Source organism: Streptomyces sp. ISL-11, assembly GCF_018614525.1.
Classification (GTDB): Bacteria; Actinomycetota; Actinomycetes; order Streptomycetales; family Streptomycetaceae; genus Streptomyces.
In genome coordinates this window covers 36890-62252 of record NZ_JAGGOL010000008.1, presented here as the reverse complement: position 1 = coordinate 62252, position 25363 = coordinate 36890, and the positions used below count along the sequence as shown (strand labels likewise).

23 protein-coding genes are annotated in these 25363 nt (G+C 74.1%); 13 read left to right on the top strand and 10 right to left on the bottom strand.

All coding sequences use genetic code 11. The annotated features are described in order from the left end of the window. Window positions 1-6: 6 nt before the first annotated feature. Complete coding sequence (gene treZ, locus J7E86_RS01815; protein ID WP_215079038.1) at window positions 7-1803, top strand: malto-oligosyltrehalose trehalohydrolase; 1797 nt, start codon at window positions 7-9, stop codon at window positions 1801-1803. 54 nt (window positions 1804-1857) lie between these two features. Then, complete coding sequence (locus tag J7E86_RS01810) at window positions 1858-2148, top strand: hypothetical protein (protein ID WP_215079036.1); 291 nt, start codon at window positions 1858-1860, stop codon at window positions 2146-2148. Window positions 2149-2176: 28 nt separating this feature from the next. On the opposite strand, the gene msrB is transcribed toward J7E86_RS01810, so the two are convergent. The 4 genes from msrB to J7E86_RS01790 form a co-directional block, all read right to left on the bottom strand. Beyond that, complete coding sequence (gene msrB / locus J7E86_RS01805; RefSeq protein ID WP_215079034.1) at window positions 2177-2584, bottom strand: peptide-methionine (R)-S-oxide reductase MsrB; 408 nt, start codon at window positions 2582-2584, stop codon at window positions 2177-2179. A gap of 40 nt (window positions 2585-2624) precedes the next feature. Further along, window positions 2625-4022 (bottom strand): UDP-N-acetylmuramate--L-alanine ligase, encoded by a 1398-nt coding sequence (gene murC, locus J7E86_RS01800; protein ID WP_215079032.1) that lies wholly within the window; start codon window positions 4020-4022, stop codon window positions 2625-2627. Window positions 4023-4100: 78 nt separating this feature from the next. Then, a complete protein-coding gene (locus J7E86_RS01795; protein ID WP_215079030.1) occupies window positions 4101-4742 on the bottom strand; it encodes a response regulator transcription factor in 642 nt (213 codons plus the stop codon). Beyond that, the gene (locus tag J7E86_RS01790; protein WP_215079028.1) at window positions 4739-5965 is read right to left on the bottom strand and encodes a sensor histidine kinase; all 1227 of its coding nucleotides are present in this window, start codon (window positions 5963-5965) and stop codon (window positions 4739-4741) included. The genes J7E86_RS01795 and J7E86_RS01790 overlap by 4 nt, the downstream gene beginning before the upstream one ends. A 172-nt stretch (window positions 5966-6137) precedes the next feature. Here J7E86_RS01790 and J7E86_RS01785 point away from each other — a divergent pair, with 172 nt between their 5' ends. Both J7E86_RS01785 and J7E86_RS01780 read left to right on the top strand, forming a co-directional pair. Then, window positions 6138-7202: an ABC transporter permease gene (locus J7E86_RS01785; RefSeq protein ID WP_215079027.1), complete on the top strand. Its 1065-nt coding sequence runs from the start codon at window positions 6138-6140 to the stop codon at window positions 7200-7202. Further along, complete coding sequence (locus J7E86_RS01780) at window positions 7199-7933, top strand: ABC transporter ATP-binding protein (RefSeq protein WP_215079025.1); 735 nt, start codon at window positions 7199-7201, stop codon at window positions 7931-7933. Before J7E86_RS01785 ends, J7E86_RS01780 begins: the two co-directional genes overlap by 4 nt. Here the strand turns inward: J7E86_RS01780 and J7E86_RS01775 are convergent. Further along, window positions 7924-8409 carry an indole-3-glycerol phosphate synthase gene (locus J7E86_RS01775; protein ID WP_215079023.1) on the bottom strand — a complete coding sequence of 162 codons (486 nt, stop codon included), beginning with the start codon at window positions 8407-8409 and terminating at the stop codon, window positions 7924-7926. The genes J7E86_RS01780 and J7E86_RS01775 overlap by 10 nt on opposite strands. 194 nt (window positions 8410-8603) lie before the next feature. Further along, the gene (locus tag J7E86_RS01770; protein WP_215079020.1) at window positions 8604-9392 is read right to left on the bottom strand and encodes a pyrimidine reductase family protein; all 789 of its coding nucleotides are present in this window, start codon (window positions 9390-9392) and stop codon (window positions 8604-8606) included. 71 nt (window positions 9393-9463) lie between these two features. Here J7E86_RS01770 and zapE point away from each other — a divergent pair, with 71 nt between their 5' ends. The 3 genes from zapE (at window position 9464) to J7E86_RS01755 (ending at window position 13103) form a co-directional block, all read left to right on the top strand. Beyond that, window positions 9464-10564, top strand: a complete 1101-nt coding sequence (zapE, locus tag J7E86_RS01765; protein ID WP_215079018.1) for a cell division protein ZapE — start codon at window positions 9464-9466, stop codon at window positions 10562-10564. A 450-nt stretch (window positions 10565-11014) separates the two neighbouring features. After that, window positions 11015-11767, top strand: coding sequence for a peptidyl-tRNA hydrolase (locus J7E86_RS01760; protein WP_308312434.1), 753 nt, complete (start codon window positions 11015-11017; stop codon window positions 11765-11767). A gap of 43 nt (window positions 11768-11810) precedes the next feature. Beyond that, window positions 11811-13103, top strand: a complete 1293-nt coding sequence (locus J7E86_RS01755) for a hypothetical protein (protein WP_215079016.1) — start codon at window positions 11811-11813, stop codon at window positions 13101-13103. Window positions 13104-13265: 162 nt separating this feature from the next. On the opposite strand, the gene J7E86_RS01750 is transcribed toward J7E86_RS01755, so the two are convergent. Next, window positions 13266-15290 carry a transglycosylase domain-containing protein gene (locus tag J7E86_RS01750; RefSeq protein WP_215079014.1) on the bottom strand — a complete coding sequence of 675 codons (2025 nt, stop codon included), beginning with the start codon at window positions 15288-15290 and terminating at the stop codon, window positions 13266-13268. 166 nt (window positions 15291-15456) lie between these two features. On the opposite strand from J7E86_RS01750, the gene J7E86_RS01745 reads away from it, so the two are divergent. After that, a complete protein-coding gene (locus J7E86_RS01745; protein ID WP_215079012.1) occupies window positions 15457-15873 on the top strand; it encodes a BlaI/MecI/CopY family transcriptional regulator in 417 nt (138 codons plus the stop codon). 303 nt (window positions 15874-16176) lie between these two features. Here J7E86_RS01745 and J7E86_RS01740 read toward each other — a convergent pair whose 3' ends face one another. After that, window positions 16177-16866, bottom strand: coding sequence for a nuclease-related domain-containing protein (locus tag J7E86_RS01740; RefSeq protein WP_215079010.1), 690 nt, complete (start codon window positions 16864-16866; stop codon window positions 16177-16179). Between the two features lie 350 nt (window positions 16867-17216). Here J7E86_RS01740 and J7E86_RS01735 point away from each other — a divergent pair, with 350 nt between their 5' ends. The 3 genes from J7E86_RS01735 to J7E86_RS01725 all read left to right on the top strand — a co-directional run bounded on the left by J7E86_RS01735 (window position 17217) and on the right by J7E86_RS01725 (window position 20674). Beyond that, window positions 17217-18062: a DUF4142 domain-containing protein gene (locus J7E86_RS01735; RefSeq protein ID WP_215079008.1), complete on the top strand. Its 846-nt coding sequence runs from the start codon at window positions 17217-17219 to the stop codon at window positions 18060-18062. A gap of 128 nt (window positions 18063-18190) precedes the next feature. Beyond that, window positions 18191-18997, top strand: a complete 807-nt coding sequence (locus J7E86_RS01730; RefSeq protein WP_215079006.1) for a TIGR04222 domain-containing membrane protein — start codon at window positions 18191-18193, stop codon at window positions 18995-18997. A 114-nt stretch (window positions 18998-19111) separates the two neighbouring features. Then, window positions 19112-20674, top strand: a complete 1563-nt coding sequence (locus J7E86_RS01725; protein ID WP_215079004.1) for an alpha/beta hydrolase — start codon at window positions 19112-19114, stop codon at window positions 20672-20674. A 66-nt stretch (window positions 20675-20740) separates the two neighbouring features. Here the strand turns inward: J7E86_RS01725 and hemQ are convergent, their stop codons facing one another. Together hemQ and hemG are read right to left on the bottom strand one after the other, a co-directional pair. Continuing rightward, window positions 20741-21457 (bottom strand): hydrogen peroxide-dependent heme synthase, encoded by a 717-nt coding sequence (gene hemQ, locus J7E86_RS01720; protein ID WP_215079002.1) that lies wholly within the window; start codon window positions 21455-21457, stop codon window positions 20741-20743. A gap of 10 nt (window positions 21458-21467) precedes the next feature. After that, window positions 21468-22889 carry a protoporphyrinogen oxidase gene (gene hemG, locus J7E86_RS01715; protein ID WP_215079000.1) on the bottom strand — a complete coding sequence of 474 codons (1422 nt, stop codon included), beginning with the start codon at window positions 22887-22889 and terminating at the stop codon, window positions 21468-21470. Window positions 22890-23228: 339 nt separating this feature from the next. Here hemG and J7E86_RS01710 point away from each other — a divergent pair, with 339 nt between their 5' ends. Then, on the top strand, window positions 23229-24419 hold the full coding sequence (locus tag J7E86_RS01710) for a thiolase family protein (RefSeq protein ID WP_215078999.1): 1191 nt from the start codon (window positions 23229-23231) through the stop codon (window positions 24417-24419). 152 nt (window positions 24420-24571) lie between these two features. Next, complete coding sequence (pcaH, locus tag J7E86_RS01705; RefSeq protein ID WP_374223752.1) at window positions 24572-25363, top strand: protocatechuate 3,4-dioxygenase subunit beta; 792 nt, start codon at window positions 24572-24574, stop codon at window positions 25361-25363.

The following is a 25363-nucleotide window of genomic DNA, read 5'->3' as shown; positions in this document are numbered from 1 at the left end:
CCGGCCGTGCTGTTCGAGGTGTGGGCGCCGGACGCCGAACGGGTCACCCTGGCCGCGGACGGCCGGGAGCACGCCATGGACCGGGACCCGGCCCGCGCCGGCTGGTGGCGGTGCGAGGCCCCGGCCGGCGAGGGCAGCCGCTACGGCTTCGCCCTCGACGGCGGCCCGGTGCTGCCCGACCCGCGCTCGCGCCGCCTGCCCGACGGCCCGGACGGGCTCTCCGCCGTCGTCCTCCCGGACCGCTTCCCCTGGCGGCGGGACTGGCCGGGCGTGCCCCTGCCGGGCGCGGTGCTGTACGAGCTGCACATCGGCACGTTCACCCGCGAGGGCACCTTCGACGCGGCCACCGCCCGGCTGCCCCACCTGGCGGAACTGGGCGTCACCCACGTGGAACTGATGCCGGTGTGCCCGTTCCCCGGCCGGCACGGCTGGGGATACGACGGGGTGGCACCGTGGGCGGTGCACGAGCCCTACGGCGGTCCCGCGGGGCTGGTGCGCTTCGTGGACGCGGCGCACGCGCTGGGCCTCGGCGTCGTCCTGGACGTGGTGCACAACCACTTGGGGCCGTCGGGCAACCATCTGCCCGCGTTCGGCCCGTACTTCACCGACACCCACGAGACGCCGTGGGGCGCCGCCGTCAATCTCGACGCCCCCGGATCGGACGAGGTGCGCGCCTATCTGACGGGCAGTGCGCTGGCGTGGCTGCGGGACTACCGCCTCGACGGGCTGCGCCTGGACGCGGTCCACGCGCTGGCCGACACCCGGCCGAAGCACTTCCTGGCCGAGCTGTCCGGTGCCGTCGACGCGCTGGCCGCGCGGCTGGGGCGGCCACTGTTCCTGATCGCCGAGTCCGATCTGGACGACCCGGCCACCACCACCCCGCGCGAGGCCGGCGGCCAGGGGCTCCACGCGCAGTGGAACGACGACTTCCATCACGCGCTGCACACCGCCCTGACCGGCGAGTCCCAGGGCTACTACGCCGACTTCGCCGCCGACCCGGCCCACGCCCTGGCCAAGACGCTGACCGGCGGCTTCTTCCACGACGGCACCCACTCCGCCTTCCGCGGCCGCCGGCACGGCCACCCCCTCACCCCGGACACCCCCGCCTGGCGGCTCCTGGGCTACGCCCAGACCCACGACCAGATCGGCAACCGCGCCCTGGGCGACCGGCTGTCGGCGCACCTCTCCCCCGGCCTGCTGGCGTGCGCCGCCGCGCTGGTGCTGTGCGGACCCTTCACGCCCATGCTGTTCATGGGCGAGGAGTGGGGCGCGCGCACCCCCTGGCAGTACTTCACCGACCACACCGACCCGGAGCTGGCCGAGGCGGTACGCACCGGCCGGCGCCGGGAGTTCGCCGCGCACGGGTGGGCGGCGAAGGACGTCCCCGACCCGCAGGACCCGGCCACGCGCGAGCGCTCCTGCCTGGACTGGGCCGAGCCGGAGCGCGGGCCGCACCGGGAGCTGCTGGAGTGGCACCGGCGCCTGATCGCGCTGCGGCGCGCCGAACCGGCGGCCGCCCCGCTGTCGGACACGGCCGTCACCGTCGCCGGGGACCTGACGGCCGTGCTGCTGCGGGGCTCGCTGTGCGTCGTCGTCAATCCCACCGGCCGGCCCGCCGCCGTACCGCTCGGTACGGCGGTGCCCACCGGGGTGCTGGCCGCCTGGCTGCCGGTGGACCTGCCGCGCGACGGCGGCCCGCTGGTCCTGCCGGCCGAGTCGGCGGCCGTTCTGCGCCGCAGCCAGGCGTTGCGGCCGTGGGCGGCCGGAGAGACCCTGAGGGAGGGCGTATCCGCGCCTCAGTGAGCGCGGAGCCGGAGCGCCGGGTGCGGTGCGTCGCACCGAGGGACGTGATGCGCCATGCGCACACTGCTGAGGGCCCGGATGGACACCCGCGCCGGGAACGAGTCGCTCCGCAAGGGCTCGATGCCGAAGGTCATCGAGGGGCTGATGGAACAGCTCCGCCCCGAGGCCGCCTACTTCACCTCGCTGGACGGCGGCCGCACCTGCCTGATGGTCTTCGACATGGAGGACGCCTCACAGATGCCCGCCATCTGTGAGCAGCTCTTCCTCGAAATGGAGGCCGAGATCGAGCTGCACCCGGTGATGAACGCGGACGACCTCAAGAAGGGCCTGGCCGCCCTGAAGTAAGGGGCACCGCGACGGGCCGGCGCGCGGCTCAGCCCTCCTCCGGCTCCAGCCGGAGCGAGATCGAGTTGATGCAGTAGCGCTGGTCGGTGGGGGTGGGGTACCCCTCGCCCTCGAAGACGTGGCCGAGGTGCGAGCCGCAGCGGGCGCAGCGCACCTCGGTGCGGGCCATGCCGTGCGAACGGTCCTCGACGAGCTCGACGGCGGAGGTGTCCTTCGGGTCGAAGAAGCTCGGCCAGCCGCAGTGGCTCGCGAACTTCTCCGTCGAGCGGAACAGCTCCGCGCCGCAGGCCCGGCAGGAATAGACGCCGGTCGTGGTGGTGTCGGTGTACTCACCGCGGAAGGCGGGCTCGGTGCCGGCCCGGCGGAGCACCTGGTACTCCGCCGGGGTCAGCTCCGCGCGCCACTGCTCGTCCGTCTTCTCGACCTCGTACGCCATGTCGCGCGTTCCTTCCGTTCCTGCCGGTGGTCCGGCGGTGTCAGCTCTCCAGGCGGGCCAGGATCGCCGGACCGAGGTCCGTGACGTCACCGGCGCCCATGGTCAGAACGAGATCGCCGGGCCCGGCCATTCCCGCGACGACGTCCGGGATCGCGGCCATGGTGTGCTCGGCGCGCACGTCGGCGCCCGCTTCCTGGGCGGCGTCGATGATCAGGGCGCTGGTGATGCCGGGGATCGGGTCCTCGCGGGCGGGGTAGATGTCCAGGACCACCGAGGCGTCGGCCAGGGCGAGCGCCTGTCCCATCTCGGTGCCGAGCTCCTGGGTGCGGCTGAACAGGTGCGGCTGGAAGACGACCAGGACGCGCGCGGCGTCGCCGACCGCGCCCCGGATGGCCTCCAGGTCGGCGGTCATCTCGGTCGGGTGGTGGGCGTAGGAGTCGATGACCTGGACGCCGCCGGCCTCGCCCTTGAGCTGGAGGCGGCGCTTGACGCCGGTGTACTTGCCGAGCGCGGAGGCGAGGTTGTGCACCGGGATGCCGAGCGCGACGCCCGCGGCGAGGGCGGCGACGGCGTTGTGCGCGTAGTGCCGGCCGGGCACGGAGACGGTGAAGGTCAGCATCTTGCCGTTCAGCAGGACGGTGACCTCGCTGGTCAGGCCGCGCGGGTTGACCTTGAGGACCCGGACGTCGGCGTCCTCGGCCTCGCCGTAGGTGACGACCTCGATGTCGTAGCGGCCCGAGACGCGCTCGGTCAGCTCGCGGGCGCCGGCCTGGTCGGCGGCGACTACGAGCGTGCCGCCAGGGCGGATACGGCCCACGAAGGTGTCGAAGGACTCGTAGATCTCGTCCATCGACGCGTAGTTGGCGTGGTGGTCGAGCTCCACGTTGAGGATGATGGCGACCTCGGGCGCGTACTTGTGGAAGCTGCGGTCGCTCTCGTCCGCCTCCGCCACGAAGATCTCGCCGTCCCCGTGGCAGGCGTTGGAGCCGGGGGCGCCCAGGTCGCCGCCGATGGCGTACGACGGGGCGAGGCCGAGGGCGTCGAGGGAGACCGCGAGCATGGAGGTCGTGGTCGTCTTGCCGTGGGTGCCGGCGACGGCGATCGGGCGCAGGCCGTCCATCAGGCGGGCGAGCGCGTCGGAGCGGTGCACGACGGGGATGCCGCGCTCGGCGGCGGCCGCGAGCTCGGGGTTGTCGGCGCGGATGGCACTGGAGACGACCACGCAGGTGGCGTCCTCGGCCAGGTGGGCGGCGGCGTGGCCGATGTGCACGGTGGCGCCCAGGGCGCGCAGCGCCTCGGCGGTCGCGGAGTCCTTGGCGTCGCTGCCGGCGACGCTCGCGCCGCGCTGGGCGAGGATCTTCGCGATGCCCGACATGCCGGCGCCGCCGATGCCGATGAAGTGCGGTCGGTCCATCGTCGTGGGGACGGCCGGTGCCATGTGCGGTGCTCCCTGAGGTCGGCGTTCGTGACTGCAAGGAATTGTCGCACCCGCCGCCGACAGTCCGGCCCGCGCCCGTCACACCGGGCGGATCAGCCCCGCCGCCAGGCCCGCCGCGACGGCCGCGGTACGGCTGTCGACGCCGAGCTTGCCGTAGATGTGCACGAGGTGGGTCTTGACCGTGGCCTCGCTGATGAAGAGGCGGCGGGAGATCTGCCGGTTGGCGAGCCCCTCGCCGAGCAGCCCGAGGATCTCCGTCTCGCGCGGCGACAGGGCGGGCCGGCCGCCGGCCCGTACGCGGCCCAGCAGGCGGGCGGCGACCGGTGGGGCGAGGACGGTCTCGCCGCGGGCGGCGGCGTGGACGGCGGCCGCGACCTCCTCCGGCGGCGCGTCCTTGAGGAGGTAGCCGGTGGCCCCGGCCTCGACGGCGGCGAGGATGTCGGCATCGGTGCTGTAGGTGGTGAGGATGAGGACGGCGGGCGGGTCGGGCAGGGCGGTGATGCGGCGGGTCGCCTCCACGCCGTGCATGCCGGTGCCCATCTGGAGGTCCATCAGGACCACGTCCGGCCGTGCACCGCCGTCGAGGAGGCGCAGGGCCTCGCCGCCGTCGGCGGCCTCGCCGACGGCCGTCACCTCGGGCAGGTCGTCGACCATGGCGCGCAGGCCGCGGCGTACGACGGGGTGGTCGTCGACGAGGAGCACGCGGATGACGCCGGTCACGCGGCCTCCGTCCCGATGACGCCGGTGCGGACCGGCAGCGCGGCGGCGACCGCCGTGCCCTCGCCGGGGGCCGACTCGACGGTCAGGGTGCCGCCCAGCTCGGTGATGCGCTCGCGCATGCCGTGGAGGCCGAAGGTGCGCCGGCCGTCCGCGGCGGGGGCGTCGGGGGTGAAGCCGACGCCGTCGTCGTAGACGTCGAGGGTGACCTGGCCGTCGAGGTAGGAGAGGGTCACGGCGGCGCGGTCGGCGCGGGCGTGCCGGGCGACGTTGGTGAGCGCCTCCTGGGTCAGGCGCAGCAGGGCCACCTCGGTCTCGACGGGCAGGGCGCACGGCTCGCCGTCGAGGTGGAAGGCGGCGGTGGGCAGGGCGCGGGCGGTGACGCGGCGCAGTGCCTCGGGCAGGGTGGCGTCGTCCAGGGCGGGCGGGGTGAGGGCCTGGACGAACCGGCGGGCCTCGGCGAGGTTGTCGGAGGCGGTCCGGGCGACCTCGCGCATGCGCGCGCGTGCCGTGCCGGTGTCGGCGGTCTCGGCGGCGCGGGCGAGCAGGACGATGCTGGACAGGCCCTGGGCCAGGGTGTCGTGGATCTCGCGGGCGAGCCGCTGCCGCTCGGCGAGCCGGCCCGCCTCGCGCTGGGCGGCCGCGAGCTCGTCGCGGGTGCGGACCAGGTCGTCGATCAGGCGCTGGCGCCGGCGGGTCTCCCGGTAGAGCGCGGCGTAGCCGTAGGCGGTCAGGACGGCGACGGCCGCCCCGGCGACGGGGCCGATGACCTTGGCCGCGGTGAGCCCGCCGGGCGCGGCCGCCTGGGCGGCGACGACGGCGGCGGTGCAGGCCGCGACCGCGGGCAGCGACCAGCGCACCGGCAGGGCGTACAGGAAGAGGAAGAAGAGCGGGAAGGCGACGTAGCTGAAGCCGTGGTCCATGACGAGCAGGGCGAGCCACAGGCCGGTGACGGCGGTGAGCCACGCGCCGGGCCGGCGGGTCCGCCGTACGGCACCGGCGCCGTAGGCGGCGGCGAGCAGCAGGCCGGGCGCGAGGACGGCCGGGGACCCGGCCCCCAGGAGCGCGGGGCCGAGGGCGACCGCGAGCAGCGTGTAGAACGCGCCGTGCACCGCGAGCCGGACCAGGCGCAGTGAGGGCGCCTCGCCGGCGACGCGTTCGTGTGCGCGGCGGCCGCGCACACCAGCGCGCGGAGCCGTCGCGTCGGGGGCGGGGTCTCGGGTCATCCCGTCGAGCGTACGGCGCCGCCCGGGCGGGCCCGGCGGCCCGGCCCTCAACCGTTCGATTGATTTCCGGGTGCGCCGTACGGACGAGCCGGGGACCCGTCCTTGCCCTGATGGCGGCGCGGCCCGCGCGCGGCACGGTGGAGGTGTCCTGATCAGAGCCCGGGGAGGGTCCTTGTTCGTCGCACTCCGTGACATCCGTTTCGCCCGGGGGCGGTTCGCCCTCATGGGCGCCGTCGTCGCGCTCGTCACCACGCTGGTGGTCTTCCTCTACGGCCTGACCGACGGCCTGGCCCGGGAGGCGACCTCCGCCGTCGCGGGGCTGCCGGCCCAGCGCGTCGTCTTCGGGGCGCCCGCCGGCGCGGAGCCCGAGGTGTCGTTCTCCAACAGCTCGGTCGACGACCGGCAGCTGGCGGCGTGGCGTGCGGCGCCGGGCGTCCGCGCGGCGGAGCCGCTGGGCGTCGCGATGACGCGGCTGACGGCGCACGGCAGGGCCACGTCGGTGAGCGCCTTCGGTACCGCGGAGGGGCTGCGGCCCGCGCTGGTGTCCGGTTCGGCGCCCGGGGACGGCGGGCTCGCGGTGAGCGGGCGCGTCGCGCGGGAGGGCGGTATCAAGGTGGGCGACCGGGTCGTCCTCGGCACGCGGGAGCTGACCGTCTCGGGCATCACGGCCGACCGCGCCCACGGGCACGCCCCGGCCGTGTGGACGACCCTCGCGACCTGGCACCGGGTGAGCCACCAGCGGTGGCCGACGGCGCTCGCCGTGACCGGCGCGGGCGGCCCGCCGGGGGCCGTCGCGCGGTCCACGAAGGCGGTGGGGACCGGCGCCGCGCTCGACGGCATCGACGGCTACGCCGCCGAGCACGGCACGCTCCGGCTCGTCCAGGGCTTCCTCTTCGCGGTCGGCGCGCTGGTGGTGGGGGCCTTCTTCACGGTGTGGACGGTGCAGCGGCGGCCCGAGGTGGCGGTGCTCAAGGCGCTGGGCGCGAGCAGCGGCTATCTGGTGCGCGACGCGCTGGGGCAGGCGGCCGCCGTGCTGCTCTCCGGGGCGGCGCTGGGCGCGGCGGCGGGCGCGGGCGGTGGTGCGCTGGCGTCGGCGTCGGTGCCGTTCGAGCTGGGTGCCGCCACCGTGGCCGTACCGCTGGCGGCGATGGTGCTGCTGGGACTGGCCGGCTCCGCGCTCGCCGTGCGCCGCATCACCTCCGTGGATCCCCTGACCGCACTGGGAGCGAACCGATGACCACCCCGACGACCGCGGCGGCCGCCCTGGCGATGGAGGACGTGACGCTCACCTATCCGGATGGCGACCGGACCCTGACGGCCCTGGACCGGGTGTCCCTGACCGTGGCCCCCGGCGAGCTGGTGGCGGTCGTCGGGCCGTCCGGCTCGGGCAAGTCGAGCCTCCTGGCGGTGGCGGCGACGCTGCTGCGGCCGGACTCGGGCCGGGTGGTGCTGGCCGGGCGGGAGACGGCGCGCATGAGCGAGCGGGAGCGCGCGGCGCTGCGCCGCGAGCGGATCGGCATCGTGTTCCAGCAGGCGAACCTGCTGCCGTCGCTGACGGCCGAGGAACAGCTGCTGGCCGTGGCCCACCTGCGGGGAGGGAGGGTACGGGCGGAGCGGGCGCGGGCGGCCGGGCTGCTGGAGTCGGTCGGGCTGGACGCGGCGAAGCGCCGCCGCCGCCCGCACCGGTTGTCCGGTGGCGAGCGGCAGCGCGTGAACATCGCCCGCGCGCTGTTCGCCGGCCCGTCCGTGCTGCTGGTGGACGAGCCGACGTCGGCGCTGGATCACGAGCGCGGCGAGCGGGTGGTGGAGCTGCTGGCCGAGGTGACGCGGCGGCACCGCACGGCGACGGTGCTGGTCACGCACGACCGGGCGCTGCTGAGGCGGGCGGACCGGGTGCTGGCGATGGACGACGGGCGGCTGGGCGGGGGCCCGCCGGGTCAGCCCGGAGGGCCGCCGGGTCAGCCCTGAGGGAAGGCGTCCTCGTCGTTGTGGGCGTAGAGCTTCAGGACGGGCACCCCGACCTTGTGCCGGGCCCGGGAGGCCCAGTCGCGGTGGAAGAACTCCTCGACCAGGTGGGGGGCGGTCAGCACGATCACCTCGTCCGCGTGGGTCTGGTCGACGACCGACCGCAGCAGGTCGAGGGGGTGCCCGTCGACGGTCTGGCCGACGGCCTCGCAGCCGGCGTCACGGAGCAGGCGGAGCGAGTGTTCGAGGGCCAGGGCCGCGGGCCTGCGGGCCTGTTCCCCCTCGGGTTCGTCGGCCTCGTGGACAGCCTGTTCCAGCTCGCCGAGGGCGACGTCGTCGATGGCGCGCAGCAGGCGGTCCTCGGCGCCTCTGGGCTGCATCAGCACCACGAAGGACATCTCGTCGTCGTGGAGGCTGGTCACGAAGTCGACGTCCTCGGCGGACAGCGGTTGCTCGATCATCAATACGCTCGTGAACACGGTGGGTCCCTTCTCCTTCGTGGGCCACCGGGCCCAACAGAAACCATCCTGCGCGGGCCCAGCGGGCCCGCCTGTCCCGATCTCGTGCCCCTGGGGGCGCGTCTGACTCAATTCTGCCCATCGACAGGTAACCGGAACGGGCAATTCCGCCGATGGTCGGATCCGGTGGCGCCCGTCGGATCCGGTGGCACGTGTCAGATCCGGTGGTACCTGGTGAAGAGGAATCCTGATTCTTCTATGACCGACGCCAGGGCGAATCGTTCCGGCACCACGACGGGGGGACCATTGACGATCCGTGCCGCCGTCCCCGACACCGCCACCGGGGCCAGGGACAGGCACATCTCGTCCAGCACGCCCGCCGCCACGAACTGACCCAGCAGCCGGGGGCCGCCCTCCGTCAGCAGCCGCGTCAGCCCCCGCCCGGCCAGCACCCGGGGCACGAGCGCCGGATCGACCCGCCGGCCCTCCCCCGCGGCGATCACCTCCGCACCCGCCGCGCGCGCCGCGGCCACGCGGTCCTCGGGGGCGTCCTCACCGGTCAGCACGATCGTCGGCACCAGCGGCTCGGTGAACAACGGAAGTGAGAAGTCCAGGTCGAGACCGGCGCTCACGACCGCGATCGCCGGCGCGGGCCCCTGACCGAGCGCCGCGCGGCGCGCCGCGAACGCCTCCCGGGCCCGCGCGGGCCGGTAGCCCTCCTGCCGTACGGTCTCGGCCCCCACCACCACGGCGTCGGCGAGGCCCCGCAGGGTGCCGAAGATCCGCATGTCGGCGTTCGAGGACAGCGGCTGGGAGCGCCCCTCGTGATGGGCCGCGCCGTCGAGGGAGGAGACCATATTGGCCCGCAGCCATCCGTGGCCCCCCGATCCCGCCGCTCCTCCCGGGGTCTCCGGGTAGGCGTAGGACTCGGCCAGCTCGGCCAGGTCCCAGGTGCGGTCTTCGCTGTCGGACGGGGTGAGCGGGAAGGGGAACAGGCGTCGCATAGGCCGCAGTGTGACATGGCTCGCTGTTCCCCGGCCCGGCAGCGGGCGGACAGCGGCTAGGCTGGACGGCTGTGTCGCCCTCCACCGCCTCCGCCGCCAGCGCCTCGCCGTCCGCCGACGGCTCCGGCGCGCCGATCGCACTGACCTCGCGCGCCCCGCACGTCCCGGCCGACCGTCTGGTCGCCGAGATGGTGCCGCCGCCGCGCTTCGACTCCGTGCGCTTCGACAACTACATCCCGGCCGCCGACCAGCCCAGCCAGGCCGAGGCCGTGCGGGTGCTGAGCGACTTCGCCGCCGGTCTCGGCGGCGCGAGCGCGAGCGGCAGCGGCCGCAAGCGCTGGTTCCGGCGCGAGGCCAAGCCCGCCGCCGGTCCGCGCGGCGTCTACCTCGACGGCGGCTACGGCGTCGGCAAGACCCACCTGCTGGCCTCCCTCTGGCACGCCACCCCGGCCGCGCCCGAGCAGAAGGCGTTCGGCACGTTCGTGGAGCTGACCAACCTCGTCGGCGCGCTGGGCTTCCAGCAGACCGTCCGCACCCTCGGCGAACACCGGCTGCTGTGCATCGACGAATTCGAGCTGGACGACCCGGGCGACACCGTGCTCGTCTCGACCCTGCTGGGCAAGCTCGTCGACGCGGGCGTGGCGCTCGCCGCGACCTCCAACACGCTGCCGGGCAAGCTCGGCGAGGGCCGCTTCGCGTCGGCCGACTTCCTGCGCGAGATCCAGGGCCTGTCCGCACACTTCCGCCCGCTGCGCATCGACGGCGAGGACTACCGCCACCGCGGCCTGCCGCAGGCACCGGCCCCGCACGACGACGCCACCGTCACCCGCGCGGCGCACGCGACGCCCGGCGCCTCCCTGGACGCCTTCCCCGCCCTCCTCGACCACCTCTCCAAGGTCCACCCGAGCCGCTACGGAGCGATGTGCGACTCCGTGCGCGCGGTGTGCCTGACCGGCGTGGAGCCGGTGGCGGACCAGTCCACGGCCCTGCGGCTGGTGGTCCTGGCGGACCGGCTCTACGACCGCGAGGTGCCGGTGCTGGCGTCGGGGCGGCCCTTCGACGAACTGTTCAGCGAGGAGATGCTGAACGGTGGCTACCGCAAGAAGTACTTCCGCGCGATCTCGCGGCTGACGGCGCTGGCGCGCGATGCGAAGTCGCTGGTCGCGGACTAGCGGGGGCGGTGACCCGCACCGGGGTGGTGTCCTCAATCGCCGGACGGGCTTGGTTCACGGCCTGTCCGGCGACTGGCTGACGGCCGTCAGGGGCGCGCGTTCGCCGCGAGCCGGCCCAGGGCACGGGGCGGTGACCCGCACCCGGGGGGGGTGACCTCAATCGCCGGACAGACTTGATTTACGGCCTGTCCGGCGCTTGCCTGACGGGCGTCGGGGGCGCGCGTTCGCCGCGAGCCGGTCCGGGGTGCGACCTCAGGACCGTCGGCAGGGCACTGCCGGCCCACCTCCCGTCCGCTGCGAGCGGGCCCGCGCCAAATCCAGCCCGTCCGGCGTTTGAGGACCGGGGTCCGGGGCGGAGCCCCGTGCTCTCACGCGCGCCGCGGCAAGCGGGCCCGCGCCAAAAAATGGGCCCGTCCGGCCGCCCACCGGACGGCTGGCAGACTGGTGGCCGTGACCAGCCCTGACACCACTTCGCCCACCACCGCCGGCGAGTACCCCGGTGAGAACCCCCGGGACAAGGCGCCGCAGTTCGTGCTGCCGCTCGTCGTCCGGATCGAGAAGGCGGAGCCGCCGGCCCGTACGGACGCGCTGGAGACCGCGGCCCGCGCGGTGCTCACGCTGCTGTCGGACGAGCGGTCGCTCCCCGGTGCCGACGGCGAGGACGGCGCGTGGGCGCGCGCGGTGCGGGACTGGCAGGACGCGAGGATCCGCAAGGTGGTGCGCCGGGCGCGGGGCGCGGAGTGGCGGAAGGCGTCGGGGCTGCCGGGCATCACGGTGCCGGGCGAGCGGGCGGAGGTGCGCGTCTTCCCGCCCGTACCGCTGGACGGCTGGCCCAAGGAACTGGTCAAGCTCCAGGTCTCGGGCACGGACCTGGACGATGCCGGGCCGCCGCCGGCGCCGGACGCGTCGGTGCCGGTGCTGTGGCTGAACCCGGAGCTGGAGATGTCGGCCGGCAAGGCCATGGCCCAGGCGGGCCACGGCGCCCAGCTGGCGTGGTGGGAGCTGGACGGCGCGGCGCGGGACGCCTGGCGGGCGGCCGGTTTCGCGCTGGCGGTGCGGACGGCGGAGCCCGCGCGCTGGGCCGCTCTGACCACGAGCGGGCTGCCGGTGGTGCGGGACGCGGGGTTCACCGAGATCGCGCCGGGGTCGTGCACGGTGGTCGCGGACCACCCGGCGCTGCGGGGCCGATCGTACGACCTGTGATACTGGCGTCAGAACATCTGTTTTGGCGCCAGGGGGTAGGAAGTTGTCGATAAGGACCGTACGCGGCGCGACGGCTCTGGTCACCGTGGGCGCCGTGGCCGCCCTCGGCCTGGGGCTGTCGGCCTGCGATTCCGGCAAGGACACCGACGCGAAGGGCGGTTCTCCGACCGCTTCCGCGGGGTCGAAGGGCAAGGCGAAGAACGCTCCGGGCGGCGAGGCGGACGAGGAGTCGTCGCCGAGCGCGAAGCCCGAGGAGAAGTGGGACGGCAAGGTCCGGGTGCTCGGGGACGGCTCGACGTCCTCCACCGGTCCGCAGCCCAAGCAGCCCAAGCCCGTGAAGCTCAAGCCGGGCGAGAAGCCGCCGCAGTTCGTGGTCTTCTCCTGGGACGGCGCGCTGGAGGGCGACGACCACCTCTTCTCGCACTTCCGCGAGACCGCCAAGCAGAACAACGCCCAGATGACGTTCTTCCTCACCAGCATGTACCTGCTGCCGAAGTCGAAGGCGACGCTGTACAAGCCGCCGCAGCACAAGCCGGGTGACGCGGCGATCTCCTTCGCGACGGACGCGCACATCAAGGACACGCTGGCCCAGCTGCGGGGCGCGTGGCTGGACGGCAATGAGATAGGCACCCACTTCAACGGGCACTTCTGCGGCGCCAAGGGCGGCAACGACTGGAGCACGGCGGAGTGGAAGAGCGAGATCGACCAGTCGTATTCATTCGTCCAGAACTGGAAGACGAACACCGGCTACACGAACCTGCCCCCGCTGCCCTTCGACTTCAAGAAGGAGCTGGTGGGCGGCCGTGCGCCCTGCCTGGAGGGGCAGCAGAACCTCCTCACCGCCGCGAAGTCCTACGGCTGGCGGTACGACGCGAGCTCGCCCGGCGACTTCCAGATCTGGCCCTCGCAGACCAAGGGCATCTGGAATTTCCCGCTGCAGCTGCTGCCGTATCCGAAGAGCGAGAAGCAGGTCCTGTCGATGGACTTCAACTTCCTCTACAACCAGTCCGGTGACAACACCAAGGGCGACCCCGCGAAGTACGCCGAGTGGCGGAAGCTGACGCGGGACGGCTATCTGAACGGTTTCGAGCGCGTCTACAACGGCAGCCGTGCCCCGCTGTTCATCGGCAACCACTTCGAGGACTGGAACGGTGGCATCTACATGAAGGCCATCGAGGACGTCATGAAGTCGGTGTGCAAGCGCGACGGGGTGCGCTGTGTGTCGTTCAAGCAGCTCGCCGACTGGCTGGACGCCCAGGACCCGAAGGTGCTGACGAAGCTGCGCGGGCTGGACCCGGCCCAGGCGCCGGACTGGTCCACCTTCGTCAAGAAGTAGGCCGGCAGGCCGGGCTTCGTCAAGAAGTAGGCCGGCAGGCCGGGCTTCGTCGAGAAGCAGGCCGGGCTTCGTCGAGAAGCAGGCCGGGCTTCGTCGAGAAGCAGGCCCGCTTCGTCACGAAGCGGGCCGGGCGCCGAAGCGGGTCCGGCGCCCGGGGCGGCGTCAGCTCTTCCGCGCGGTCATGTACTTCGTCCAGATGTCGATGGGGAAGACGCTGCCCGGCGTGGACTTCGCGGCGCCGCCGAGGCCGTCCAGCGACAGCAGTTCCTGCGTCTTGGGGTCGATGCGGGAGAGCGAGACGGCGGTCGACAGCTTGCCGCGGTAGCCGACGAACCAGGCCGACTTGTTGTCCTGCCCGGTGCCGGTCTTGCCCGCAGCGTCGGACCCGGCCGCCCGCGCGGTGGTGGCGCTGCCGCGCCTGACCGCGTCGCGCAGGGCGTCGTCGACGGCGGCCGCGACCCGTTCGGGCAGGGCCCGCTCGGCGCTCGGCTTCTCGACGGGGACGGCGTTGCCGTTGCGGCTCAGCCTGTCCACGGAGTACGGCTCGCTGTGCAGGCCCCGGGCGGCGAACGTGCCGTACGCGCCGGCCATGCGGATGGCGCTGGGCGTCGTGGTCCCCAGGGAGAAGACGGGAACCTTCGTTCCGAGGCTGTTCCTGAGCAGGCCCGCGCGGACGGCGGTGTCGCCGACCTGGTCCAGTCCCACGTCCATGCCCAGCTGCATCATCGGGGTGTTGACGGACTGCGCGACCGCTTCCTTGAGGCTGATCTTCCCCCAGGACTTCCCGCCGTCGTTGACACCCTTGACGATCTTCCCGGAGCGGTCCCAGTACGGGCCCTCCGGAGTGCGCAGGGACACCTTGTTGTCGCCGTCGTAGACGGTCGACGGGGAGACGGGTGTGCGGGGTTTGCCGCGTTCGAGCTGGACGCCGTCGCGCAGGGCGGCGGCGTAGACGAAGGGCGTGAAGGCCGTGCCGGCCGGGACGACGGAGGAGTTGGCGTCGTTGAAACCCTGCTTGAGGTAGCCGGGGCCGCCGTGCAGGGCGACGATGCGCCCGTCGGTGGTGACCGAGGCGGCTCCGATGCGCACGTCCCGGTCGGCCTCCCGCTTCTCCGGGTCGAGGCGGCCGCTCACCTCCTCGACGGCCTTGTTCAGCGCGTCCATGCCCGGCCGCTCGAAGGTGGTGCGGATCTGGTAGCCGCCGAGGTCGAAGTCGTGGTCGGAGACCTCGGTGTGGGCGCTGACGTAGGCGCGGGCCGTCTCCACGAGGTAGCCGGTCTGGCCGGTGAGGCCCGCCGGCCTCGGCGGGGCCTTGGGCTCGGGGAAGGTGGTGTAGCGGGCCCGCTCCTCCTGGGAGAGCTTGCCGGTGACGACCATCCGGTCGAGGATCCACTTCCAGCGCTCCACGGCCCGCTCGTGGTTCTTGGAGCCGAGCGCGGGGTCGTACAGGCCGGCGCCCTTGAGCAGCGACGCGAGGAACGCGCCCTCGCTGGCGTTGAGCTGCGAGACGTCCTTGTCGTAGTAGGCGTGGGAGGCCCGCTGGATGCCGTAGGTGCCGCGCCCGAACCAGCTGGTGTTGAGGTAGCCCTCCAGGATGTCGTCCTTGCTCATCCGGTTGTCCAGCTTGATGGCGATGAACATCTCGGTGAGCTTGCGGGTGAAGGTCTGCTCCTGGTTGAGGTAGGCGTTCTTCACGTACTGCTGGGTGATGGTCGAGCCGCCCTGGGTGCTGCCGCCCGTGACCATCTTGGAGACGGCGCGCACCATGCCGCTCGGCGAGATGCCGCTGTCGGAGTAGAACGTCTCGTTCTCGGCCGCCAGCGCCGCCCACCGGACCTTCTCCGGGACCTTCTTCAGGTCGGTGTCCTGACGGTTGACCTCGCCGGTGCGGGCCATCTCGGTGCCGTCGGCCCAGTAGTAGACGTTGTCCTGCTGGGTGGCGAAGGCGTTGAGGTCGGAGGGTATGTCCGTCCGTATGTACATGATCGCCACCAGGGCGGTCAGGGCGCCGGCCACGGACAGGAAGGCGCCCAGTGTCTGGCGCCACGACGGCACCCAGCGCCGGAAGCCCTGCCGGCCCGGCCGGGGGTAGGCGGGCAGGAGCCGCCGCTTGCGGGGGGCGGCGCGCCTACGGCGGGGCGGGGCGGAATGCTTCCGGGCGTGCGTCCTGTTTCGTCGTTCGAACACCGCTCGACCCTACGGCCTCGGGATACCCGCCCGGTACGCCCCTTGTCCGTGGATTCCAAATCATGAGACCCGTTCGGGTACCGTATCGTTTTTACATCCCTGTAAATGCGGACAGCGGTCCGGCACACAGCCATACGCGAGACCAGCAGAAGGAACGCGGCACGCCATGGAAACCGTCACACCGACCCCCGCCGCGGCACGCCACGGCCGACGCCGTGCCAACGGCGCGCTGGAGGGCGAGGTGCTCGCCGCGCTGCAGCGGGCCGAGGGTCCGCTCACGCCCCGCGAGGTGCAGAGCCGGCTGGCGGGCGAGCTGACGTACAGCACGGTGGTGACGATCCTGAGCCGGTTGCTCGGCAAGGAGGTCCTCACCCGCACCCCGCGCGGCCGCGCCTACGCCTACGCGCCGGTGACCGACGAGGCGGGGCTGGCCGCGCGCCGGATGCGCAAGATCCTCGACGGCCCGGCCGACCGGGAGGTCGTGCTGGCGCGGTTCGTCGCCGAGTTGCCGCCCACGGACGAGGCGCTGCTGCGCGCACTCCTGACCCCCGCCTTCCCCGGGCCGCGCCAGCCGCTGCCCTAGCCGGGCGGTGCCCGGCGGATCATGTGAGCGGGCGGCTGCGGGCCGTGTCGTGCGCCCACCGCTGCGCGGTGGTGTCCTCAATCTCCCCCAGCTACCGCTGGGAGGTGCCCCCAACGGGCTGATTGTGGCTGAGCTCAGCCACAATCAGCCCGTCCGGCGATTGAGGACGCGCCCGCAGGGCGCCCGCCGCCGCAGGCGGCAAAGACGACCCGCCCCGCCGCAGGCGGCCACGCGGCAAAGCCGGCCCGCAGCCGAAGATCCCGCAGGACACCACCCAACCCCCGGCGGGAGCCGCACGCGCCCTCACGCCCAGAGCCACACCCGGCGGTTGCGGGCGACGGTGTGGACCCGGTCGGCCCGGCGGGGGTGCAGCTCGCCGGCCTCCGCGCCCAGGCCGGACACCTCCGTCTCGCGCAGCACCCGCACGTCGTCCAGCTCGGGGGCCACCTCCAGGCTCGCAGCGCCGACGACCACCAGGACCGGCCGCACCCGGACCAGGAAGCCGCACCCCCGCGACAGCACGTGAGAGGCCCGCGCCGCGGCGTGCCGGATCTCGCGGACGTACGGGAGCGACTGCCGCTCCCGGGACAGGCGGACCAGGGTCTCTCCCACGTGGACGTGCGCCCGTCGGCCCGCCGTCGCGGCGACGGCGAAGACACCGCCAGGGCCTATCAGCAGGTGGGAGACGACCGTGTCGCCCGGCAGGACGACGGAGTGCACCACGTCCCAGCCCCCGGCCGTCAGCTCCTCCAGTGCCGCCCCGACGGCCTGCTCGGCGGCCAGCGCCCGGCGCCAGACGTCCTCCACGGGCCGCCGGCCGAGCAGCCGGGCGAGGACGAGCGCGGCGCGGCCGGTGCCCGACGCGTCCAAGCGCGCCCGGAGGGTCTCGCCCGGCCGGTTGGGGGCGAGGTCGTCGTCGGGTGGCAGGAAGAGCCTCTCGGGGTCGAAGCTCTTGCCGTTCGCGCTCCGCTTGCCGTCCGGCCGGTCCCGCACGCGCACCACCCCCACCCGCCATATTGCCGCATAAGCGCGGGAACCAACCCGGTCCTCCACCCGTTCACCGCGTGAGGCCCCGCGACATCCCCCCGATCGCGGGGCCTCACCAGCGCCCGGAGCCGCCCGGCGGCGCGCGCGGAATCGGTCAACGTACCAACCGCCCCACGGGGCACGGGTGTTCTTCCTCCGGCAGTGACGCAGCCCACACGCCCGCGAAAGAAATCCGCGACGGGCGGACGCCCAGGCCAGCCGCTGATTCGGGCGGCCTGCCCCACGGCCGGCCGGTCCGAATCTCCGTGAGGATCAGCGCCGAGGGCCTACCGTGCGGTGCCGCACGAGGAGGCATCATGCGATCTTTCACCGGCACCGGTCTGGTCGTCACCGCTCTCGCGGCGACCGTGACCGCGCTGCTGTTCCCCCTGTGGACGTACAGCGACCGCACGGGCACCGGCACCGTCGACCTCACGGCCGGGGCCGTGGCCACGCCGTACGGGCCGCTGTCCGCGCTCGACCGCGACTTCGTCGAACGGGTCCGGCTGGCCGGGCTCTGGGAGCTGCCCGCCGGGCAGCAGGCCGAGGAGCGCGGCACCACGGCGGGCGTCCGGCGGGCGGGCGAGCATCTCGTCGAGGGCCACACCGCGCTCGACCGGCACGTCCGCGACGTGGCGAGCCGGCTGGGGCTCGAACTGCCCAGCCAGCCCAGCGCGCAGCAGCGCCAGTGGCTCACCCGGCTCAGCGGCGCGCACGGCGGCGCGTACGGCGGCGCGTACGACCGGGAGTTCACCAACGTCCTGCGGCTCGCGCACGGCGCGGTCTTCACCGTCGTCGCCCAGGTACGGGCGACGACGCGCAATACCGCGGTGCGGGAGCTGGCCGACGACGCGAACACCACCGTCCTGGATCACATCAAGGTGCTGGAGGACACCGGCCTGATCGACTTCGACGCGATCGCGGCCCGGACGAAGCCCCGGCTCTCCCTCCCGCCGTCCTTCGGCACCGCCCGGGTGCCGGACCCCGGTTCCACCGCCGTCCCCCCGCTGCCCCCGGCCGCCACCCGCGGCGCGTCGCCCACCGAATCCGCCGCCGGGACCGCCGAACCCGGCCGGGCCCCGCGGACGGACGCGTCCGCGCCGGCTCCCGACTCCCCCTCCCCCGGCACCTCCGAGACCCCCGCACCGCCCGAAAAGCAGTGAGTCCGCCCCGGGCGCCTCCACCGGCCGCCGCGGACGGACGGCCGGCAACCACTCATCACGCACCGGCTTGTGCCCGAATCATGAACAAACGATGGCGGGATCATGGGCGGATCGAGTAGAAATCCGCCATGTGGGTCATCTTCCTGCTCCTCGCCTGGGCCGCGGCGTTCCTCACCTGTGGACGCCTGTGTCTGGCGGCGGCCGCCGCGGGCCGGCCTCCGGAGCACGCCCCGGACGCGGGCCAAGGGCGCGCCCTGACCCTGTACGAGACGGCGTTCCTGGCCGGCGGACCGCACCGGGTCACCGACCTGGCACTGGTCACGATGGGCCGCCAGCGGCGGCTGCTGCTGGCGCACACCGGCTGGGCGACGGTCGTCGACCCGGTCGGCCGTGACGAGCTGGAGCGTTCGGTGATCACCGCGATCGGGCCGGAGGGCCAGTCGCCGGTGCCCACCGTCCGCACCGCGCACGCCGCCGCCGACGCCGTACGGGCGCTGGCCGACCGGCTGGTCGCGGCCGGCCTCGCGGTGCCCGACCCCGTCCGCACGAACGTCTCGGCGGCGATCCGCCAGGTGCGCGGCGCCTGTGCGCTGGTGGTGGTCGCCGGGGCCGCGGCCGTGCTGATGGTGCCGCCGGAGACGCCGGGCCGGGGGCAGGCCGCGGCCTGGTTCGCGCTGCCGTGGCTGCTGACGGCGGCCTGCCTGCTGATCGCCCGGATAGAGGTCCCCCCGTACACGCTCTGGGCCTCACCGGCGGGACAGGAACTGCTGGAGCGCGTCGCCGCCACGTCGCCCCGCCGCACCGACCGGGAGGACTCCGGCGCGCCCGACGACACGGGCTTCCTCACGGCGCTCGCCGTGCGCGGCCGCAAGGCCGTCGCCGACCCGGAACTGCGCGCCGCCCTCTGTGCCCACCTGCGCGACCACCGGTACTGAAACGCCGGCTGATCCCAACGAGCCCATTGCGACCGACACGGGCGTCGGTGCTTTACTTCGCCAACCGCCGCACGAATTATCCCTTTTGTCGCATAAGCCGAGAAGGGATGGCCAGTGAGAGCAGCAGCCCTGTACGGAGCCCTCGGATCACTGGTCCTCTCCGCGCTCACCACCCTGCCCGCCGACGCCCTCGACGGGGCCCGCCCGGACGACGCGACCCGCGGCGTGGCCACCGCCGCCCGGCTGGCCGCCGCGCGGGGCATCCGCTGGGGCGCCTGCCCGGCCGCCGAGCGACTGTCCGCGCCCGTCCGGTGCGGCACCGTCTCCGTGCCCCTGGACTACGCGCGCCCCTCCGGCAAGCACATCTCCCTCACCGTCAGCCGCGCCCGCGCGACCGGCAGCCGCGCCGAACACCAGGGCGCGCTCGTCTACAACCCCGGCGGACCGGGCGGCTCCGGGATGTTCTTCCCGCTGCTCGCCGGCGTCCAGCAGTACCGGGCGACGGCCAGGGCGTACGACTTCGTCGGGTACGCGCCCCGCGGCGTCGGCCGCTCGGCGCCGCTGTCCTGCATGGACCCGGCGCGCTTCGTCCAGGCACCCACGCAGGCGCCCGAGCACCCCTCCGAGGCGTACAAGCGGGAGCGGATCGCGCAGGCGAAGGCGTACGCCAAGGGCTGCGCCCGCCGGATCGGGCGGGACCTGCCGCACTTCACCAGCCTGAACAACGCCCGCGACCTCGACGTGCTGCGCGCCGCGCTCGGCGAGCGGCGGCTCACGTACATGGGCGCGTCCTACGGCACGTACTTCGGCGCGCTCTACGCCACGCTGTTCCCCGGACACGTGCGCCGCATGGTCTTCGACAGCGTGGTCAACCCCTCGCCGCGCAAGATCTGGTACCGCAGCAACCTGGACCAGTCCGCGGCCTTCGAGCGGCGCTGGAACGACTGGTGCCGCTGGGTGGCCCGGCACGACGCCGTCTACCACCTGGGCCGCACCCGGCAGCAGGTGCGGAACTCCTACGACCGGGCAAGCGGCCGACTGGCCCGGCGGCCCGTCGGCGGGAAGATCGGCCCCGGCCAGCTCCAGGCCGCGCTCCTCCAGGCCGGCTACGCCGACAGCCACTGGGCGGGCAACGCGCACGCCCTCGCGGCGTACCTGCGCGGCGACGACAAGCCGCTGCGCGCCCTCGCGATGCCCGACCCGGCGTCCGCGCGGGCCGAGGAGAACAGCAACGCCGTCTACACGGCGGTCGAGTGCAACGACGCGGAGTGGCCGAAGTCCTGGGCGGTGTGGGACCGGGACAACACCCTGCTCGCCCGGCGGGCACCGTTCGAGACGTGGACGAACGCCTGGATGAACCTGCCGTGCGCCTTCTGGACCACGCCCCGGCAGCGGCCGGCCGACGTCCGGGTGGGCCGCCACGCACTGCCGCGCACGCTGGTGCTGGCCGCCGAACGGGACGCGGCCACGCCCTATCCCGGCGCACTGGAACTCCAGCGCAGACTGCCGGGTTCGGCACTGGTCACCGAGCGGGGCGCGGGCACCCACGGCATCGCGTACGGGCCCAACGCGTGCGTCAACGCCCACACCGAGCGCTACTTGCTGACCGGCGCCGTCCCGGGCCGGCGCGCGTGGTGCGCGCCGCGCCCGGAACCGGCGCCGACGGCCGACGAATGACGCCCCGGGTGCGCCACGGGCCGTGCCGCCCGGGGTCGGTGACCGGCGCGGGCGCGCGGGAACGGGTTACGCGAGGCCGGCGACCAGTTCGGCGACGGCCTTGCGGCGGCCGGTGTAGAAGGGCACCTCTTCGCGGACGTGCATACGCGCCTCGGAGGCGCGCAGGTGACGCATGAGGTCGACGATCCGGTACAGCTCGTCGGCCTCGAAGGCGAGGATCCACTCGTAGTCGCCCAGCGAGAACGAGGCGACGGTGTTGGCCCGCACGTCCGGGTAGCCGCGCGCCATCTTGCCGTGGTCGGCGAGCATGCGCCGGCGGTCCTCGTCGGGCAGCAGGTACCAGTCGTAGGAGCGGACGAAGGGGTAGACGCTCACGTAGTCGCGCGGGGTCTCGTCGGCGAGGAACGCCGGGATGTGCGACTTGTTGAACTCCGCGGGGCGGTGCAGCGCCATGTTCGACCAGACCGGCTCCAGCGCGCGGCCCAGCCGGGTGCGGCGGAAGAGGTTGTACGCGTCCTGGAGGGCGTCCGAGGTCTCGGAGTGCCACCAGATCATGACGTCGGCGTCGGCGCGCAGACCGGAGAGGTCGTACGTGCCGCGCACGGTCACGTCCTTCTCGGCGAGCTGCGCGAACAGCTCCTCCACCTCGTCGGCGTAACCGGAGCGGTCCTGCGGCAGGACGTCGCGGAGCTTGAACACCGACCAGAGGGTGTAGCGGATGACCTCGTTGAGGTCCTTGGCCTTCTTGCCGGCGTTCGGGGTCTTCTCGGGGGCGTCAGTCATGTCCCTATTCTCACTCGTTCGTTCCGGCGCCCGCCGTCAGGGTCGCGAGTACCTCCTCGGCGGCCCTCTGCCCGTCGGCGATACAGGCGGGGATGCCCACGCCGTCGTACGCGGCACCGCAGACCCGCAGGCCGGGAAGGCGCGCGACGTGGTCCCGTACCCGGGCGACGCGGGCCTGGTGCCCGACCGGGTACTGCGGCAGGCCGCCGTCCCAGCGGGTGACGACGCTCTCGACGGGCGCCGCCGTGAGGCCCACGGCGTCGCCGAGGTCCTTCAGCGACATCGATACCAGCTCGGAATCCTCGCGCTCCAGATCCGCCTCGTCACCAAACCGCCCGATCGAGGTACGCAGGACGAAGAGATCCGGGTCGGCGTCCGCGTTCCAGCGCCACTTGTTGCTGGAGAAGGTGGACGCCTTGATCGTGCGGCCGTCGACGGGCGGCACGAGGAAACCGCTGCCGTGCGCGAGCCCCTCGGTGTCGGAGCGGCGGAACGCCATGGTGACCAGCGCCATGGAGGCGTACTCGACGGAGCCGAGCTCGGCGGCGGCCGCGGGAGCGGCGTGCCGCAGAACCCGTCCCGCCGCCGGTGCCGGCACGGCGAGGACGACCGCGTCGGCCTCCACCGTCCCCTCCGGCACCTGGATCTCCCACCGGTCACCGGTCCACCGCAGGTCACGCACCGGGGTGTCCGGCCGGATGTCGCCGCCGGCGGCGCGCACCGCGTCGGCGACGGCGCCCGGCAGCAGGCCGATGCCGCCCTCGATGCCCATGAAGACCGGTCCGCCCGGCTGCCGGGCGGCGGCGCGCGCCTGGAGGTCCCGTACGGCCTCGGTGAGCGAGCGGTGCGACCGGGCGGCCTCGAACAGCTGGGGCACGGCCGTCCGCATGGAGATGCGGTAGGCGTCGCCCGCGTAGACGCCACCCAGCAGGGGCTCCACCAGCCGGTCCACGACCTCGCGGCCCATCCGCTCGGCGATGTACGCGCCGATGGCGACGTCGTCGCCGAGCTCGGTGGGCGGCAGTTCCTCGTCCTGGGCCACGCGGCGCAGGCCCTCGGCCGAGAGGACGCCGGAGGCGGCCACCTCGGCGAGGTCACCGGGCACGCCCATCATGTGGCCCTTGGGCAGCGGCCGGAGCTCGCCGCGGGTCCACAGCATCGCGGTGGCGGAGGGCGGCCGCAGCCGGTCGGCGAGACCGACGGCGCGCGCCAGCGCGACCGCCTCGGGGCGCCGGGCCAGCATCGACTCCGCGCCCAGGTCCACGGGAACGCCCGCGATCCCGCCCGCCAGCAGCTTGCCACCGAGGCGGCCGGAGCCCTCCAGGACCGTGACGCGCACGCCGCGGCCCACCAGCCGGTGGGCCGCCGCCAGCCCCGAGATCCCGCCGCCGATGACGACCACATGGTGCCTGGGAGTGTCCGCTGCGCTCATGGCGCCTACTCTCTCAAACGCTCGCCGGGCCCCGGTCGGCCGGTCGGCCGCGACGCGACGGCCGTCGGGGCCGGGGCCGCGCGCCCGGCGGGGCCGGCGGGGCCGGCGAGGGCCTCCCGCACCCTCGGCACCGTTGACAGCGATGGGCCGCATGCGGAGACTCGTCATGGGATCCGCCATGACCGAACGTTCGGTTGGTGCGAAGTGGAGGTTGGTGCGATGCGGAAGGGGGACGCGCGGCCGACGACGGCCCCCCGCCGCCCCGGCACGCCACCGGCAGGCCGCACCACCCGCCCGTCCCCGCCCGCCCTCGCCCGCCCGAGCGCTCAAGGAGCAGCCATGAACGACCGCATCCGGGATGTGTACATCGTCGACGCCGTGCGCACCCCGGTCGGCAAGTACGGCGGTGCCCTCGCCTCCGTACGCCCCGACGACCTGGCGGCGCACGTCGTGCGCGCGGTCGTCGGCCGGGCGCCCGCCCTCGATCCCGCGCGGGTCGACGACGTCGTCCTGGGCAACGCCAACGGCGCCGGCGAGGACAATCGCAACGTCGCCCGGATGGCCGTGCTGCTCGCCGGACTGCCGGTGTCCGTGCCCGGTGTGACCGTCAACCGGCTGTGTGCCTCCGGCCTGGAGGCCGTCGTGCACGCCTACCGTGCCATCGCCGTCGGTGACGCGTCGGTCGTGGTCGCGGGCGGCGTCGAGTCGATGACACGCGCCCCCTATGTACTGCCGAAGGCCGACCGGGCCTTCCCCTCGGGCCATCAGGAGCTTTACTCCACGACGCTGGGCTGGCGGATGACCAACCCCGCCATGGAGCCCCGGTGGACGACACCGCTGGGCGAGGGCGCCGAGCTGATCGCCGACAAGTACGGCATCACCCGTGAGGAGCAGGACGCGTTCGCGCTCGCCAGCCACCGGAAGGCGGTACGGGCCTGGGCCGACGGCGCCTACGACGGCGAGGTCGTGCCGCTTCCCGGCATCGAGCTGCCCCGGGACGAGACCATCCGCGACACCACCTCGACCGAGGCCCTCGCCCGGCTCAGGCCGGCCTTCCGCGAGGGCGGCACGGTCACCGCGGGCAACTCCTCCTCCCTCAACGACGGTGCCGCCGCGCTGCTGCTGTGCGACGAGGAGGGGCTGCGCGAGACGGGCCGCGAACCCCTCGCGCGCATACGGGCGTCGGCGACCACCGGGATCGAGCCGGATCTCTTCGGCCTCGGACCCGTCGAGGCCGTGCGACGCGCCCTGGACAAGGCGGACCGCTCCTGGTCGGACCTGTCGCTCGTCGAGCTCAACGAGGCGTACGCCGCGCAGGTGCTGGGGTGCTTCGCGGAGTGGCCCGACCTGGACACCGGCATCGTCAATCCCCGAGGCGGCGCGATCGCGATCGGCCATCCGCTGGGCTGCTCCGGTGCCCGGCTGGCGGGTTCGGTCGCCCACCAGCTGGCGGCGGCGGGTTCGGGCACGGGGCTGGCGGCGCTGTGCGTCGGCGTCGGGCAAGGCCAGGCGCTGGTCCTGGAACGCTGAGACCACCGCGAGTTCGGCGAAACCGTGGTGAATCCGCCCCCGGAGAGGCCACCGGCGGCGGCGCCGAAGTGGCCGAGAAGTACGGGGGGACGGCCGCCGGACCGACCGGCCGGCCGACCGGCGGGATCACCCGTGGCCCGCCGGGGTAGGTCATGCCCATGGCACCTGAACCCCCTCGGGAACAAAGAGGCCGAGAGGCCGTCGCGCCTCGTGACGCGGCGGCCGGCGGACACGCCGGCGGCACCCCCGCACCGGTACGGGCACCGGGCCGGGCCGCCCGCGCCGCCGTCCCCTACCAGGGCATCGCGCTGCGCCACCCCCGGCAGCCGCTCGTCGCCGTCGCCCCGGATCCGGACGCCGTCGAGCTGGCGGGGCCCGTCTTCGGGCCGGCCGACGTCGGGCCGCTGGACCACGATCTGACGCGGCAGCACCGCGGGGAACCGCTGGGCGAACGCATCACCGTCAGCGGGCGAATCACGGACCGCCGGGGCAGACCGGTGCGCGGCCAGCTCGTGGAGCTGTGGCAGGCCAACGCCGCCGGCCGCTACTCCCATCGGCACGACCGGCACGACGCGCCCCTGGACCCGAACTTCACCGGCACGGGACGGTGCCTGACCGATGACGACGGCTGCTACGGCTTCACCACCATCCGGCCCGGCGCCTACCCCTGGGGCCTGCACCCCAACGCCTGGCGCCCCTCCCACCTGCACTTCTCCCTCTTCGGAACGGCCTTCACCCAGCGCCTGGTCACCCAGATGTACTTCCCCGGCGACCCGCTCGTGCCCCACGACGCGATCTGGAACGCGCTCACCGACCCGGCCGACCGCGCCCGCCTGGTCGCCACGTACGACCCCGCTCTGAACGTCCCCGACCGGTCCCTCGGCTACCGCTGGGACATCGTCCTGGACGGGCCCGCCGCCACCTGGTCCGAGGAGGGCCGCTGA